Genomic DNA, 14935 nt, shown 5'->3' on the forward strand with positions numbered 1-14935 from the left:
ACCCCGCCGTGCCGGCCGGCGCCTCGGTGGCGGAGCGGCTGACCGGTTTCGTATCCGCGCTGCGCGCGCACGGCCTGCGGATCGGTACCGGCGAGACCGTCGACGCCGCCCGGGCGGTCGAGGCGCTGGGGCTGGCCGACCGTGACATGCTGCGGGAGGGGCTGGCCGCCACGCTGCTGCACGGCAGCGGCCAACGAACGGTGTTCGACCCGGTCTTCGACCTGTACTTCCCGCGCGGTGTCGGCGCCCCGGGCGGGGAGCCGGCCGGGCGCGAGGAACTGCGCGACCGGCTCGTGGACGCGCTCGCCGCGAGCGACACGGCGCTGCTGGGGCGGCTGGCGGTCGAGGCGGTCGACGGTTTCGGCGGCTACGGCGCTTCCCCCGGCTCGGACGGCTGGTCGGCGTACCAGACGCTGGAGCGGCTGCGTCCGCAGACGCTGCTGGCCCGGGTGCGGGCGAATATCCACACCGGGAGCGGGGCGGCCTCCTTCACCGACCGTCTGCTGGACGACGAGATCCGGCGCCGTATCGAGGGGTTCCGCCGGCAGGTCGCCACCGAGGCGCGGCGCCGGGTCGCGGAGCGGCGCGGGCGGGAGGAGATCGCGCGGCGGGCGGTGGCACCGAGCGCGGACCGCGTCGACTTCCTGTACGCGGGCCGGGACCGGCTGGCCGAGTTGCGCCGGACCGTGCACCCGCTGGCGCGGAAGCTGGCCACCCGGCTGGCAGCGCGCCGTCGCCGGGCCGCCCGCGGCACCATCGACCTGCGCCGCACCCTGCGCGGCTCGCTGTCGACGGGCGGCGTGCCGATGAAGCCGGTGCTGCGCCGCCGCCGGCCCGTCCGGCCCGAACTGGTGTTGCTGTGCGACATGTCGGGGTCGGTCTCGGGTTTCTCCGACTTCACCATGTTGCTGGTGCAGGCGCTGCACGACCAGTTCGGCAAGGTGCGCGTGTTCGCCTTCGTCAACCGGATCGACGAGGTGACCGGGCTGCTGCGGCACGGCACGGCCGATCCGGAAGGACTGGGCTCCCGTATCCAGGCGGAGGCACGGCTGACCGGCTGGCACGGCAGCAGCGACTACGGCGTGGCGCTGGGCGAGTTCGCCGAACGCCACGGCGCCGCGGTCGGCCCGCGCACGACCGTGTTCGTGCTCGGTGACGCCCGGACCAACATGAGCGACCCGAACCTGCCGGCCCTGCGGGAGATCGCGGGCCGGGCCCGCCGCCTGTACTGGCTGAATCCCGAGCCGCGCGCCCAGTGGGGCACGGGCGACTCCGCCGCACCCGCCTACGCCGGCGTGGTCGAGATGCACGAGTGCCGCAACGCCCGCCAACTCGCGGAGATCGTCTCCCGGGTGCTGCCCGTTTGAGGGCACGCCCGGGGCACCGGAAGATCGGAGCGCCGGGCGCCCGGCGAGGGGAATTTCCGCCCGCCGGGCAGCGGCATCGCTCCTCGGTCACGCCTCGACCGGCGTCTGGCCGGGCTTCGCGTACCGCTCCGCCATGGCTCCCGCGAAGTCGTACACGACGACCTGTTCGTCGCCCACCACCCAGGCGTCGTGTCCGGGTGGGCAGACGAACACGTCACCGGGCCCCACCTCGGCCTCGCCGCCGCCGTCCATGACCAGGTGCATCCGGCCCCGCACGACGTAGCCGTTGTGGTGGATCATGCAGGACTTCGTCCCGGCGATCGGTCCGACCGACTCGGACCAGCGCCAGCCCGGTTCGAAGGTGGCCACGGCGAAGTCCAGACCGGTGAGGTGGACGGCTTCGAGGTGGCCCCGGGGGAAGTCGCGCCGCTCGTCCGGCTTGTCGACCGTCTTCACTTCCAACATGACGGTGTTCTCCCTTCCGGCCGTGATGTCCGCGGCCGGGGCCGGTCTCCGTCGCCGGGCTCGAGGGCACGGTACCGGCGGGGGCCGAGCCCCTCGCCCTCATCGTCTCCCCGCTTACGGGGGCCGGGCAATGCTTACGGGGGCCGGGCGATCGGGGTCAGGGCACCAGCACGAAAAGGGCCACACACACCGGCTCGGTCCCGCGTCCGCAAGCCGGAAAACGAGTTGACCGACCAGGGCGGCTCCCGTTCACTCGTCGCCCATGCGTGTCCCCATTCCACCGCCCGGCGAACGGGCCCTCGACGTCCGCCTCGTGCACCGGCTGATCGCCGAGCGGTTCCCGCGGTGGGCGGGGCTCCCCCTCACCGCGGTCGCCTCCGCAGGCACCTCCAATGTCATGTACCGGCTCGGCGAGGACATGGTGGTACGGCTGCCCCGCACCGCCGGATCCGCCGCGGACGTGGCGAAGGAGCACACCTGGCTCCCGCGGCTCGCCCCGCTGCTCCCGGTGGCCGTGCCCGAGCCGCTGGGCAGGGGGACGCCGGCCGACGGGTGGCCCTGGCCATGGTCGGTCTACCGCTGGCTCGAGGGCGAGAACCCGGTCGTCGCCGGTCTGGACGATCCCGGCCTACTGGCCGAGGACCTGGCGCGCTTCGTCGCGGCCCTGCACCGGATCGATCCGGCGGGCGGACCGGCCTCCTACCGGGCCGAGCCCCTGGCGGCGCGGGACGGGGTGACGAGGGAGGCCGTCGCCGCGCTGCGCGGCACCGTCGACGCCGCCGCTGTCACCGCCGTCTGGGAGGAGGCCCTGCGAGCCCCCAGGCCACCCGGGCCGCCGGTGTGGATCCACGCCGATCTCCAGCCGGGGAACGTGCTGGCGACGGGGGACCGGCTGAGCGCGGTGATCGACTTCGGATGCCTGGGCCTGGGCGATCCCGCCGTCGACCTCATCGCGGCCTGGTACGTGCTGCCGGCGGGGGCGCGCGAGGTCTTCCGGGCGGCCCTGCGAGCCGACGACGCGACGTGGACGAGGGGGCGCGGATGGGCCCTGTCGATCGCACTGATCGAACTGCGCTCCTATCGCGACCGCAACCCGTACATGGCGACCGTCGCTCGCCGCGTCCTCCACGAACTGCTCCACGACCATGTCGCCGGTCCCCACCGCCGCTCTCCCAGCGGCTGAACACCCCGGAAGGGTCACGACGCGACAAGACCTGAAGGCAAGCGGGCCCCGGAGCGCCGGCAGGACCAGGACGGCCAGGCCCTGAGGCCCGCCTACGCCCGAGAGGGCCGATCCGTCCCCGCGGCGCCCGTGTCGAGTCCGGCGAGGAAGGCGGCGAGGACGCGGCGCAGCCGGGGCTCGACCTCGACGACGGCGTGGCCGAGCCGGGGGTCGGTCCGGTAGAGCTCCCGCAGGCGCGGGCCGGGAGTGGCCATCTGCCACAGCGCCCCCGCCAGGCTCGTCGCCGTGGCGACCAGATCGACCGTCTGCGATTCGGTCAGTCCCAGCAGCCGCCGCAGCTCGGCGCCGATCAGCTCGATCTCCTCGAGCGTCACGAGTTTGAACGCGCGCACGGAGTCGACCGACACATTGCGCTCGAGGTTCAAGGGCGCCTGTGCCAGCAGATCGCAGAACATCGGCCGCGCCGCCAGCGTGGAGGCCAGGATCTCGGCGACCTCCCCGGCGGTGGAGTGCGCCCGCTCCCCGAGCTGGGCGCGCACGTCGGCCGACCACTCCCGCCAGCCTTCGGCGGTGAGCTTGAGGAAGATCTGCTCCCTCGTCTCGAAGTAGCGGAGCAGGGCCGACTTGTGCATCCCCACGGCCGCGGCGATGTCGGTGAGAGTGACGTCCCGGATACCGCGACCGCGGCCCAGCGCGCGGGCCGCGTCCAGGATCGCCTCTTCCCGAGCCTGCTTGGCCTGGGCACTGCGCGCGCGCTGGAAGGCAGGCGTAGTCATGCGGCACATCATAGGAAGAGGATAAGAGAACGGCGTTGCGTAAATAAGAGAACGGTGTTTCACTAGAGGCATGAGGCAAAAAGTCTGGTTCATCACCGGTTCGTCGCGCGGTCTCGGCCGCGCCCTGGTCACCGCCGCCCTCGAGGCCGGCCATCACGTCGTCGCCACCGCCCGCCGCCCCGAGGCCCTCGCCGAGACGGTGGACCAGTACGGCGACCGCATTCATCCCCTCGCCCTGGACGTCACTCGCCCGGAAGCGGCGTGCGAGGCCGTGGAGGCGGCGCTGGCCCGCTTCGGACGCATCGACGTGCTCGTGAACAACGCGGGCTACGCGAACGTCTCGCCCATCGAGACCTCGGACGACGACGACTTCCGCGCCCAGTTCGAGACGAACTTCTGGGGCGTCTACCACGTCACCAAGGCCGCGCTCCCCGTCCTGCGCCGTCAAGGCGCCGGCACCGTCGTGCAGATATCGTCGGTCGGCGGGCGCGTCGGCGGCTCACCGGGCATCGCCTCCTACCAGGCGGCCAAGTTCGCCGTCGACGGCTTCAGCCGTGTGCTCGCCGCGGAGACCGCGCCGTTCGGCGTGCAGGTGATGGTGGTCGAACCAAGTGGCTTCGCCACCGACTGGGCCGGTTCCTCCATGACGGTCCACCCGATCCCCGCCGCCTACGACGAGACGGTCGGGGCGATGAACCGGCGGGTGCGCCAGAGCTCGGACGGAGCGGCCGGCGACCCTCGGCGCGCCGCCGAGATCATCGTGCGGACCGTCCGACGCGGCCGGGTCCCGAGTCATCTCCTCCTGGGTGTGAACGCGGCCACCATGGCCCTGGACCACGCACACCGGCGACTCGCCCAGGCGACCGACTGGGAGAAGGTCAGCCGCTCGGCCGACTTCGGTGAGCCCTACCCCGCGGATCTCCCACCCGAGGAAGCCGCGCGCCGGTAAGCCCGCAGCATCCCCCAGGGCGTCCCCGACGTCCTAAGCGTCCTGGGCGTGGGGCGGGAAGGCGGGGTCGACGGGATCGTCCACGATGCCGTGGTCCAGGCGCCCGTCGGCGTAGACGTCCACGGCCATCTCGTCGGCCGCCGCCGTGGTCAGGGCGTGCAGGGCGGGAACGAGCACCGCGCGTTCCTCGGCGGGCAGCCGCTGCACCAGCTTGCGGATCTCCGCGCGCCGGTGCGCGAGCACCCGCGTGACCAGATCGCGGCCGGCGGCGGTCAGGCTGAGCACGACCTCGCGCCGGTTGGCCGGGTTGGTCCTGCGGTCGACCAGGTCGAGCGCCTCGAGCCGTCCCACCATGCGCAGCGCGGTGGAGGGGTTGACGCCCAGCGTGGCGGCCAGGACGACGAGCTTGACCGGTCCGCAGGTGTCCAGCACGACCAGCGCCCGTAGTTGGGGCAGGGTGAGCGAGTCGTCGGTGGAGGCCAGCGCGCGGGCGGAGATCGCCACGAACAGCCGGGAGGCGGCCATCACGGCCACGCCGAGCTCCTCGGCCTCACGGTCGAGGGGGTGCTGCCCGGGATGGCCGTGGCCTCGGCCGGTGTCGTGGTGTGCCATGGTGTCCCCCTTCCGCCGCTCCGCCCGGCGGGGCGGACGATCAGGCGCGGAGAATCATCGCAGAGGACGACGGCGCTCGGCAGGGGGTGCCCGGCCGGCCCGTCCTCACAGGGCGGCCGGTTCGGCGGCCGGCGCGCCCCGGCCGGTGTCCAGCTGGAGTCTGAGCTCCCGGCGCAGGTCGGCCGGGAGCCGCCCCGACACCGCCCACTCCACAACGAGTTCGGCGACGTGCGCTTCCTTGATGTGCGTGTGCGCGGACATCGCACGCAGTACGGCGCGGGCCCGGTCGTGGGTCACCCCGCCCACGATGGCCACGATGTCGGTCGCCTCGTCGAGGAGGCGGCGCGGACGGTCGAATGCGGTCATGCAAGTCTCCTCATGCGGCGTTGGCGTGGACCCGCCTGCGCAGTGCGGCCTTCGCGGTGGCGGCGGCGCCCGCACCGAGGGCGATCGCGGAGGCGACGGCGGCGGGGTGGCGGGCCAGGGCGGCCTCGAAGGAGTGGCGGTGCGCCGAGTCGTCGAAGATGCCGTGGGCACCGTGGTCGGCGCCTTCGGGCCGGTCCACGGGTTCGAACAGGTTGCTCTCGTCGCTCGGCGGCCGCAGGTCGGTCTGCTGGGAGTCGAAGCCGGTGCGGGCCAGGTAGCGGTCGAGCAGGGCCGGAGCCAGGCGGTTGGCCCAGACGGTCGCCAGGGTGCTGGCGCCGATGTAGTACTGCTTGCGCCTCGGATGGTCGGCGGCGTGCACGACGCTCCGGGCGGCGACCTCGGGCTGGTAGATCGGCGGGACGGGCTGCGGATGCCGGGGCAGCCGGGAGCGTACCCAGGAGAACTGCGGGGTGTTCACGGCCGGCATCTGCACGATCGTCACCCGTACGTTGCTGCCCCGGTGCAGCAGTTCGGTGCGCAGGGAGGAGGTGAAGCCGTTGATGGCGTGTTTGGCCCCGCAGTACGCCGACTGGAGCGGGATGGCGCGCTCCCCCAGCGCCGAGCCGACCTGCACGATGGTGCCGCGGTCGCGCGTCAGCATGCGCAGGAGCGCGCTGCGGGTGCCGTTGACGAAGCCGAGGTAGGTCACCTCGGTGACCCGCTGGTACTCCTCGGCGGTGATCTCGTCGAAGGGCGCGAAGACGCTGGTGAACGCGCAGTTGACCCAGACGTCGATCGGGCCGAACGCCTGCTCGGCGGCGTCGGCGGCCGCTTCGACCTGCCCTGCGTCGGAGGTGTCGGCGACCTGCACGAGGGACCGGCCGCCGAGCGACTCGACCTCCTTGGCGGCGGCTTCCAGGCCTGCCCGGCCACGGGCGATCAGGACGACGTCGGCGCCGCGCCTGCCGAACTCGCGCGCGGTGGCGCGGCCGATGCCGGCGCTCGCTCCGGTGATGACGACGGTCTCGGACATGGTCGGCTCCTCACTCGGCGGTACGCGCCGGCGGCTGGGGGTCCTGGGCGAGGCGGGCGGCGGTCTCCAGGAGCAGGGCGTGGACGAAGGCCTGCGGGAGGTTGCCGCGCAGTTGACGCTGGGCGATGTCGAACTCCTCGGCATACAGCCCGGACGAGCCGCAGGCGGCTCGGTTGCGTTCGAACCAGCGGTGCGCGTCGATGTCGTCGCCCTGCTGGTGCTGGGCCATCGCCATGACGAACCCGCACAGCAGGAACGCGCCTTCGGCCTGTTCCAGCGGCCGGTCGTCGTGGCGGAAGCGGTAGATGAAGTGGTCCTCGGCCAGTTGTTCGCGACAGACGGCGAGAGTGGCACGGGTGCGCCCGTCGGCTGCGGGCACCGCGCCGCGCACGGCGGGCAGCAGCAGAGCGGCGTCGACCTTGGGGTCGTCCGGGGCGCGCTGCCAGTACCCGTCGGGGTGCAGGCTGGTGGCGGTGGCCTCGGCAAGCAGGGAGTCGGCGAGTCCGGTGCAGGTGCCGGCGAGCGGGTGGCGCGGTGCCACGCGCGCCAGGGCGCGCAGTCCGGCCGCGCAGATGAGCCTGCTGTGGGTCCAGAGTTCCGGGCGCAGCTCCCAGATGCCCGCGTCCGGCTCCCGCCGGCGCTCGGCGATGGCCCGGACCGCGAGCTCGGCGGCCTTCCAGCCCTCGCCGTCCAGCCGGTCGGCGCGCGCCGCCGCGGCGAACAGCAGCAGCGCCTCGCCGAAGCAGTCCAGCTGGAACTGCCCGGAGACCTTGTTGCCGATCCGGCTGAATCCGCCGGGATAACCGGGCAGGTCCAGCTCCCGCTGGCCGGGGACGGGTGTGCCGTGGACGGTGTAGGCGGGGGCGAGCCGCGGGCCGTCCCCCAGCAGCCGCTCACCCACGAAACGGACGGCGGCGTCGAGGAGTTCCGGGGCGTCCGCGGCCGCCGCGGCCTGTCCGGCGTAGCTCTGGTCGCGGATCCACACGTACCGGTAGTCGTAGTTGCGGCCCGCCTCGGCGCGTTCGGGCAGGCTGGTGGTGGCCGCGGCGACCATGCCGCCGCCGTGCGAGGTCAGGCCGCGCAGCAGCACGTAGGCGCGGCGGGCGTCGCCGGGGGCGATGGTCTGTCCCAGCGCGGGCATGCCACGCCGCCAGGCCTGCTCCGTGGCGGCCCAGCACTGCTCGGCCCGGGGCGGCGTCCGCGACAGCGGGGCGTCGGAGCAGTCCAGCACCAGGTCGTGGCATTCGCCGGGCCGCAGCACGAGCTCGGCGGTCAGTCCCTCGGCGCGCACGCAGGCCGCCGGTGCGCCCTGCCAGCGCATGCGGTGGCGGCCGGAGTTGAGGTACCAGACCCCGTCGTCGTCGCGGTGCGGAGAGGTCGTCGGTGCCCGCCCGTAGTCGGCGTGCGGGTCGAGGACGAGCCGCACGTGGGCGGTCCCTTCGACGGCCATCAAGTGCCGGAGCAGCACCAGACGGTCCCCCTCGCCGGGGAAGGCGAGGGCCTCCCGGCACTCGATGACGCCGTCGGTGGTGATCCAGCGACTGCGCCAGATCAGGGTTCCCTCCTCGTAGTAGCCGCCGGGGACGTAGCGGCCGCGCGGGGTGACGGCGTAGACGCCGCGGCCGCCGATGAGAGAGGCGAAGACGGCGTCGTCGTGCCAGGTGGGGGCGCACAGCCAGGTGACGGCGCCGTCCGGTCCGATCAGCGCGCCGCGCTCCCCGTCGGCCAGCAGCGCGTAGTCGTGCAGGGCGTGCGGCGGGAAGGTGGTGGTGCTCATGTCTGGGGTGCCTCTGTCCGTGATGCCTGTGTGTGAGATGCCTGTGTCTCCGATGCCTCTGTCCGCGGTGTCTCTGTCCGCGGTGCCTCGTGCGGCCGGTGCGTCGTGCGCGTCCCTGGGGCGGGGGTGCCGGCCGGGATGCCGCCCGGTTCCGCGCCGGTGACGTGGACGGGGCGCCGGGCGGCCGGAAGATGCCCGCCGCCGTACGCCTCCCCGGCGGCCCTGGAAGGGGTGGAAGGGGCGGACACCGCGATGCCCACCCCCTCCGCGACCGGGCTCCTGCTCACGGCGCGTGCTTGGCCTGCGGCCGCTCCGCGCGGTGGCGGCCCACGGGCAGCAACTCCTGCATCTTGGCCTTGAAGCCCTGGCGGACCATGGCGGCGCGGTCGCTGTCGCCCTTGAGGACGGACTCCGCGGCGGCCTCGATCTGGTCGAGGGTGGCGTGCGGCGGGATGGGCGGTACGGCGGGGTCGGTGACGAAGTCGAGCACACACGGCTTGTCGCTGCGCAGCGCCGCCTTCCAGGCGCCCTTCACCTCGCCCGGCTCCTCGATCCGCATGCCGTTCAGGCCGATGGAACGGGCGAAGTCGGCGTAGGCGACGTCGGGGATCGACTGCGACGGAAGGAACTGCGGGGCGCCCGACATGGCGCGCATCTCCCAGGTGACCTGGTTGAGGTCCTGGTTGTTCAGGACGGCCACGATCAGGCGGGGGTCCTCCCACTCCTGCCAGTACTTGGCGATGGTGATCAGCTCGGCCATGCCGTTCATCTGCATGGCCCCGTCGCCGACCAGGGCGATGGCCGGGCGGTCGCCGTGCGCGAACTTGGCGCCGATGACATACGGCACTCCGGGACCCATGGTGGCGAGCGTGCCGGACAGCGATCCGCGCATGGCACCGCGCATCCTCAGATGACGGGCGTACCAGTTGGCGGCGGAACCGGAGTCGGAGGCGAGGATGACGTCGGCGGGCAGCAGGGGGTCGAGGCAGTGGGCGACGTACTCGGGGTTGATCGGTTCGGCGTCGACGGCGGCGCGCCGCTCCATGACCTTCCACCAGCGGGCGGTGTCCTTCTCGATCTTCTTGCGCCAGCTCTTGTTCTTGTGCGCCCTCAGCAGCGGCAGCAGCCGGGTCAGCGTCTCGCGGGCGTCGCCGACGAGGTTCACCTCGAACGGGTAGCGCAGGCCGACCATGTGCGGGTCGATGTCGATCTGCACGGCCCGCGCCTTTCCGAACTCGGGCAGGAACTGGGTGTAGGGGAAGGACGAACCGATGACGAGGAGGGTGTCGCAGTTCTCCATCAGCTCGTACGACGGCCGGGTGCCGAGCAGGCCGATGGCGCCGGTGACGTAGGGCAGGTCGTCGTCGAGGACGTCCTTGCCGAGCAGTGCCTTGGCGACGCCGGCGCCGAGCCGGTCGGCGAGCGCCATGACCTCCTGCCGGGCCCCGCGGGCGCCCTGCCCGACGAGGACGGCGACCCTCTCGCCGGCGTTGAGCACCTCGGCGGCGCGCTCCAGGTCGTCGTCCGAGGGCACCGGCGCGTACTGCGGCATGCCCAGGCTGGAGGGGACCATCTTGAAGGCGTGCTCGGGCGGCGAGTAGTCCAGTTCCTGCACGTCGGCGGGGAGGATGACGGCGGTGACCGAGCGGCGGGCCATGGCGGTGCGCATCGCCCGGTCCAGCACGTTGGGCAGCTGCTCGGGGACGGTGACCATCTCGCAGAAGTCGGACGCGACGTCCTTGTACAGACTGAGCAGGTCGACCTCCTGCTGGTAGGAGCCGCCCATGGCGCTGCGGTTGGTCTGCCCGACGATCGCGACGACCGGGACGTGGTCGAGCTTGGCGTCGTACAGGCCGTTGAGGAGGTGGATGGCGCCGGGGCCGGAAGTGGCGGCGCACACGCCGACCCTGCCGGAGAACTTGGCGTAGCCGACGGCCTCGAAGGCGGACATCTCCTCGTGCCGGGACTGGATGAAGCGCGGGTTGTCGTCGGCCCGGCCCCAGGCCGCGAGCAGCCCGTTGATGCCGTCGCCGGGGTAGGCGAAAACGTACTCCACACCCCAGTCGCGCAGGCGCTCGAGGAGGTGGTCGGAGACCTTCATCGACATGTTCGCAAACCTTTCGGGGGGTTCGGGGGTCGGTTTCGGCAGGGCACCGTCACGGCCGGAGCAGGCGGCGCAGGGTGCGCCGTCCCGGGGCGGCCACGGCCGCCGCGGTGAGCACGGCGGTGCCCGCCGCGCCCGCGGTGACCGCCCACCGGGCCGCGCGCGAAGGCGTGGCGGGCCGGACGGCCAGGCGCTCGGGCTGCTCACTGGGCAGGTTCCCGTCGAGGCCGAGAGCAAGCACCTCGGCCAGGTGCAGGGCCCGGCGGCCGGTTCCGCCCTGTTCGATCTGGGTGCGGCAGCTGAAGCCGTCGGCGAGGACCAGGCTGTCGGGGGCCGCACGGCGCACGGCGGGCAGCACACCCTGCTCCGCGACCGCCATGGAGACCTCGTGGTGGCCGCGTTCGAAGCCGAAGTTGCCGGCCAGCCCGCAGCAGCCCTCGTCCAGGACGTCGGCGTCGAGGTGGGCGCGGCGCATCAGCTCCCGGTCGGCCTCGAACTTCATGATCGCGTGCTGGTGGCAGTGCGTCTGCACGGTCGCCTGCCGGGCGAGCCGCGGCGGCCGCCAGCCGTCGGGCGCGTGGTGCACCAACTGCTCCGCGAAGGTGCGCACTTGCCCGGCCAGACGCTTGACGTCCTGGTCGGCGGGCATGAGTTCGGGCGCGTCGGAGCGGAACACCGCGGTGCAGGACGGTTCCAGGCCGATGACCGGGGTGCCCGCGTCCAGGTAGGGGCGCAGCACGTCGAGCGTGCGCCGCAGCACCTTCTCGGCCGTGCTCAGCTGCCCGGTGGAGATCCACGTCAACCCGCAGCACACCGGCTCGGTGGGTACGGCGACGTCGAAGCCCGCGTCCTCGAGCACCCGGACGGCCGAGATCGCGATCGACGGGTGGAAGTAGGTGCTGAAGGTGTCCGGCCACAGCACCACGGTTCGCGGACCGGCCGGGTCGGGCTCCGGCGTGCCGCGCTCCCGCCACCACTGGAGGAACGACTGCCGGGCGAACACCGGCGCGGGCCGCTGGCCGGCCACGCCCGCCAGGGCCTTGCCTGCCCGGGCCAGCACCGGCGCGTGCAGCACCGTGTTGACCAGGGACGGGCCGAGGCGGGAGAGCCGGGCCCACACCGGCAGCCAGCCCAGGGAGTAGTGGGCGGCAGGGCGCAGCCGGCCCGCGTAGTGGTGGGAGAGGAACTCGGCCTTGTACGTGGCCATGTCGACGTTCATCGGACAGTCCGACTTGCAGCCCTTGCAGGCCAGGCACAGGTCGAGGGCGTCCTTCACGGCCGTGGAGCGCCAGCCGTCGGTGATGGCGGAGTCCGCGTGGCCGCCGAGCATCTCGAACAGCAGCCGGGCGCGGCCCCGGGTGGAGTGCTCCTCCTCCAGCGTGGCCCGGTAGGAGGGGCACATCACGCCGCCTTCGTGGCCGCGGCAGTTGCCGATGCCGACGCAGCGCATCACCGCGCGGGTGAAGGAGTGCTCGTCCTCCGGGTAGCCGAAGTGCGTCTCCGGGTCGGCGGGCCGCCAGGAGGCGCCCAGCCGCAACTGCCCGTCGACCGGGTTGGGGTCGACGACCTTGCCGGGGTTCATCCGGTTGCCCGGGTCGAACAGTGTCTTCAGCTCGCCGAACGCGGTCACCAGCCGCTCCCCGAACATCCGGGTCAGCAGCTCGCCCCGGGACTGCCCGTCGCCGTGCTCGCCGGACAGCGAACCGCCGTAGGAGGACACCAGGTCGGCCGCGCGCTCGACGAAGCGCCGGAAGTCGGCGACGCCCGCGGCGGTCTTCAGCTCGAAGGGGATACGGGTGTGGACGCAGCCCTGCCCGAAGTGCCCGTACAGGGAGGGGTCGTCGTAGTTGAACTCCCCGAACAGCCTTTTCAGGTCGCGCAGATAGTCGCCGAGCCGTTCGGGCGGGACGGCGGAGTCCTCCCAGCCCTCCCAGGTCTCCCGGTCGTCCGGGGGCCGCGCGGTCACCCCGAGACCGGCCTCGCGCGCCTTGAGCATCTTGTCCTCGCGGGCGGGGTCGTCGGAGAAGGCGACGGTGGGGTCCTTCGGGCCGCGGCCGATCGCGCGCAGCAGCGCGTGCGCCTGCTCGTCGACGTCCTCCTGGCTGTCCCCGCTGTACTGCACGAGCAGCCAGCTGTCGCCCTCGGGCAGGACGGCGAGCGAGTCCAGGTGGACGCCCTCCTCCCGCATCAGCTGCGCCATCCGCCCGTCCAGCGCCTCCAGCTGGCTGGGCGAGCAGTGCTCCAGCAGCCGGGCGACGTCGTCGCCGGCCCGGCAGATGTCGTCGTAGCCCAGCACCAGCAGCGACTGGTACGGCGGCACCGGCACCAGATCGAGTTCGGCCCGCAGTACGGTGACCAGGGTGCCCTCGCTGCCGACCAGCGCGCGGGCGACGTCGAAGCCGTTCTCCGGCAGCAGCGAGTCGAGGTTGTAGCCGGAGACCCGGCGCGGGATCTTCGGAAAGCCGCGCCGGATGTCGGCCAGGTACTCGGTGGCGATGCGGTCGAGGCCGGCGTAGATCTCGGCCTTGCGCCCGCCCTCGGCGGCGATCCCGGCCCGCTCGGCCTCGGAGGTGGGCCCGACCCACATGCGCAGCCCGTCGTAGGTGAGGACCTCGAGCCGGCGGACGTTGTCGACGGTCTTGCCGTAGGCCTGCGCGGAGGCGCCGCAGGAGTTGTTGCCGATCATTCCGCCCAGCGTGCACTGGCGGTGGGTGGAGGGTTTCGGCCCGAACTGCAGACGGTGGTCGGAGAGCAGTTTGTCGAGCTGGTCGAGGACGATGCCCGGCTCCACGACGCAGGTGCGGGCGTCGGGGTCGACGGAGATCAGACCGTGGCAGTACTTGGTCCAGTCGATCACCACGGCGGTGTTGGTGGACTGGCCGGCCAGGCTGGTGCCGCCGCCCCGGGACAGCACCGGCGCCCCGAACCGGGCGCACACCCCGACCGCCTCGGCGCCCGCCTCCACGCTGTGCGGCACGACCACGCCGAGGGGCACCTGACGGTAGTTGGAGCCGTCCGTGACGTACGCGCCTCTGCTTCCGGCGTCGAACCGGACCTCGGCGTCCACCGACGCGTGCAGTGCCGCCTCCAACCCGGCCGGATCCACCGGGTCCACCGACGGGACGTCGAGGCGAGATGTGCGACTCATCAGGGGCGACCGCCTTCCTGGCGCGTGCGGGACTCCTGCCGGGTACCCGCCCTTGCAGTGTGCAAGGGCGGTTTTTGCCGCGCGCGTCGTAGGGCGATCGTGTGAGCCGCGCCGATGGCGGGCGGCGGGGCAAGGGGTCCGGCGGGCCGGGGCGAGGGGTGGGGGCGACGGCCCGGGAGGGCTGAACGCGGCTGCGTCCGGCGGCCGGACCGTTCGCCCCGTTCCGCCCGGCCGGGTTCTCCCGTTCCTCCGCAGGGGCTGACCCGATCGGGTGAGCGCCGCCCCGTCGGCCCCGGCGGATCGGTCCGGGCGGATCCGCGTGGCGGCGCGGCTCCGACAGTGGCCGCCGGGGAGGGTGTCCTGCCGATCAGCGAGCCGGCGCTACCGGCTGCCGGGCCTGACCGAGGTCTCGACGCCCGGTGCCGTCCCGCCCTCGACGAGCCGCCGCAGCGAGGGCAGCAGCGCGTCGAGGTCCTGTCCGGTCCGGAACGCGACGACGGTGGTGCCGCCCGTACCGCCGTCGTCGTGGCCCAACGGCGCCGGGAAGAGGGCGAGCACCTCGGCCATCGCCTCGTCCACCTCTCGGACCGGGTCCGAGGACTCGCCCCGCAGCCACCGGCGCAGCACATGGTTGTGGGCGGCGACCACGGCCGCCGCCATGATCTCTGCCCGCAGGGACGCCGACTGCGTGGGGTCGCCCATCCAGTCCGCGATGAACTCGCGGAACAGCCGCTGGTAGCGGGCCACGCTGGCGATCTCGCGGTCGCGCAGTGCGGAGACCCTGCTGGTCAGGGCGTACCGCCGGCGTGCGAGGTCGCCCTCCTCGACGTAGTGGAGCAGCACCAGGCGGACCGCGTCGGAGACGGCGACCAGGGCGGTGTGATGACTGGAGGTGGCGAGCCGGTCCCGGATCAGTTCGAGCAGCCGGTCGTGGTCGGGGAAGATGACCGCTTCCTTGGACCGGTAGTGCCGGAAGAACGTCGTACGTCCCACTCCGGCCCGTTCGGCGATGTCGTCGACGGTCGTCTGCTCGTATCCTCGCTCGTCGAAGAGGGCGAAGGCGGCGTCGGCGAGTCGGATCCGCGCGGGTTGCTTGCTCATGGGCGGTCGTCCTTCTCTGTCTCGGCCCTCGGCGATCACTCGCCCCGCGTAGGG

General features: G+C 73.1%; 12 protein-coding genes. 3 read left to right on the top strand and 9 right to left on the bottom strand.

All coding sequences use genetic code 11. The features are described 5' to 3' along the window. Positions 1-8: 8 nt before the first annotated feature. Positions 9-1367, top strand: a complete 1359-nt coding sequence (locus ACWDUZ_RS01110) for a vWA domain-containing protein (protein ID WP_451629813.1) — start codon at positions 9-11, stop codon at positions 1365-1367. A gap of 87 nt (positions 1368-1454) precedes the next feature. On the opposite strand, the gene ACWDUZ_RS01115 is transcribed toward ACWDUZ_RS01110, so the two are convergent. Continuing rightward, positions 1455-1832: a cupin domain-containing protein gene (locus ACWDUZ_RS01115; RefSeq protein WP_451629633.1), complete on the bottom strand. Its 378-nt coding sequence runs from the start codon at positions 1830-1832 to the stop codon at positions 1455-1457. A 262-nt stretch (positions 1833-2094) separates the two neighbouring features. Between ACWDUZ_RS01115 and ACWDUZ_RS01120 the strand changes: the two genes are divergently transcribed. Beyond that, a complete protein-coding gene (locus ACWDUZ_RS01120) occupies positions 2095-3015 on the top strand; it encodes an aminoglycoside phosphotransferase family protein (RefSeq protein WP_451629634.1) in 921 nt (306 codons plus the stop codon). Between the two features lie 92 nt (positions 3016-3107). Here the strand turns inward: ACWDUZ_RS01120 and ACWDUZ_RS01125 are convergent, their stop codons facing one another. Continuing rightward, the gene (locus tag ACWDUZ_RS01125; protein WP_451629635.1) at positions 3108-3791 is read right to left on the bottom strand and encodes a TetR family transcriptional regulator; all 684 of its coding nucleotides are present in this window, start codon (positions 3789-3791) and stop codon (positions 3108-3110) included. A gap of 70 nt (positions 3792-3861) precedes the next feature. Here ACWDUZ_RS01125 and ACWDUZ_RS01130 point away from each other — a divergent pair, with 70 nt between their 5' ends. Beyond that, the gene (locus ACWDUZ_RS01130) at positions 3862-4740 is read left to right on the top strand and encodes an SDR family NAD(P)-dependent oxidoreductase (protein ID WP_451629636.1); all 879 of its coding nucleotides are present in this window, start codon (positions 3862-3864) and stop codon (positions 4738-4740) included. 33 nt (positions 4741-4773) lie between these two features. Here the strand turns inward: ACWDUZ_RS01130 and ACWDUZ_RS01135 are convergent, their stop codons facing one another. The 7 genes from ACWDUZ_RS01135 to ACWDUZ_RS01165 form a co-directional block, all read right to left on the bottom strand. Next, a complete protein-coding gene (locus tag ACWDUZ_RS01135; protein WP_451629637.1) occupies positions 4774-5352 on the bottom strand; it encodes a MarR family winged helix-turn-helix transcriptional regulator in 579 nt (192 codons plus the stop codon). Between the two features lie 105 nt (positions 5353-5457). Further along, positions 5458-5718 (bottom strand): hypothetical protein, encoded by a 261-nt coding sequence (locus tag ACWDUZ_RS01140; RefSeq protein WP_451629638.1) that lies wholly within the window; start codon positions 5716-5718, stop codon positions 5458-5460. A 10-nt stretch (positions 5719-5728) separates the two neighbouring features. Further along, positions 5729-6751 (bottom strand): SDR family oxidoreductase, encoded by a 1023-nt coding sequence (locus tag ACWDUZ_RS01145; protein ID WP_451629639.1) that lies wholly within the window; start codon positions 6749-6751, stop codon positions 5729-5731. Between the two features lie 10 nt (positions 6752-6761). After that, the gene (locus ACWDUZ_RS01150) at positions 6762-8528 is read right to left on the bottom strand and encodes a glycoside hydrolase family 15 protein (protein WP_451629640.1); all 1767 of its coding nucleotides are present in this window, start codon (positions 8526-8528) and stop codon (positions 6762-6764) included. Positions 8529-8811: 283 nt separating this feature from the next. Beyond that, positions 8812-10635: a thiamine pyrophosphate-requiring protein gene (locus ACWDUZ_RS01155; RefSeq protein ID WP_451629641.1), complete on the bottom strand. Its 1824-nt coding sequence runs from the start codon at positions 10633-10635 to the stop codon at positions 8812-8814. A gap of 49 nt (positions 10636-10684) precedes the next feature. Beyond that, positions 10685-13780 (bottom strand): FAD-binding and (Fe-S)-binding domain-containing protein, encoded by a 3096-nt coding sequence (locus ACWDUZ_RS01160; RefSeq protein ID WP_451629642.1) that lies wholly within the window; start codon positions 13778-13780, stop codon positions 10685-10687. 381 nt (positions 13781-14161) lie between these two features. Continuing rightward, positions 14162-14881 (bottom strand): TetR/AcrR family transcriptional regulator, encoded by a 720-nt coding sequence (locus ACWDUZ_RS01165; protein ID WP_451629643.1) that lies wholly within the window; start codon positions 14879-14881, stop codon positions 14162-14164. Positions 14882-14935: the final 54 nt, after the last annotated feature.

Source organism: Streptomyces sp. NPDC003393 (assembly GCF_053589015.1).

What these genes read in the sequence shown, in the direction of transcription:
- ACWDUZ_RS01115 (WP_451629633.1), bottom strand. Translation starts at nt 1,832, where the DNA reads ATGTTGGAAGTGAAGACGGTCGACAAGCCGGACGAGCGGCGCGACTTC.
- ACWDUZ_RS01120 (WP_451629634.1), top strand. Translation starts at nt 2,095, where the DNA reads ATGCGTGTCCCCATTCCACCGCCCGGCGAACGGGCCCTCGACGTCCGC.
- ACWDUZ_RS01125 (WP_451629635.1), bottom strand. Translation starts at nt 3,791, where the DNA reads ATGACTACGCCTGCCTTCCAGCGCGCGCGCAGTGCCCAGGCCAAGCAG.
- ACWDUZ_RS01130 (WP_451629636.1), top strand. Translation starts at nt 3,862, where the DNA reads ATGAGGCAAAAAGTCTGGTTCATCACCGGTTCGTCGCGCGGTCTCGGC.
- ACWDUZ_RS01135 (WP_451629637.1), bottom strand. Translation starts at nt 5,352, where the DNA reads ATGGCACACCACGACACCGGCCGAGGCCACGGCCATCCCGGGCAGCAC.
- ACWDUZ_RS01140 (WP_451629638.1), bottom strand. Translation starts at nt 5,718, where the DNA reads ATGACCGCATTCGACCGTCCGCGCCGCCTCCTCGACGAGGCGACCGAC.
- ACWDUZ_RS01145 (WP_451629639.1), bottom strand. Translation starts at nt 6,751, where the DNA reads ATGTCCGAGACCGTCGTCATCACCGGAGCGAGCGCCGGCATCGGCCGC.
- ACWDUZ_RS01150 (WP_451629640.1), bottom strand. Translation starts at nt 8,528, where the DNA reads ATGAGCACCACCACCTTCCCGCCGCACGCCCTGCACGACTACGCGCTG.
- ACWDUZ_RS01155 (WP_451629641.1), bottom strand. Translation starts at nt 10,635, where the DNA reads ATGTCGATGAAGGTCTCCGACCACCTCCTCGAGCGCCTGCGCGACTGG.
- ACWDUZ_RS01160 (WP_451629642.1), bottom strand. Translation starts at nt 13,780, where the DNA reads ATGAGTCGCACATCTCGCCTCGACGTCCCGTCGGTGGACCCGGTGGAT.
- ACWDUZ_RS01165 (WP_451629643.1), bottom strand. Translation starts at nt 14,881, where the DNA reads ATGAGCAAGCAACCCGCGCGGATCCGACTCGCCGACGCCGCCTTCGCC.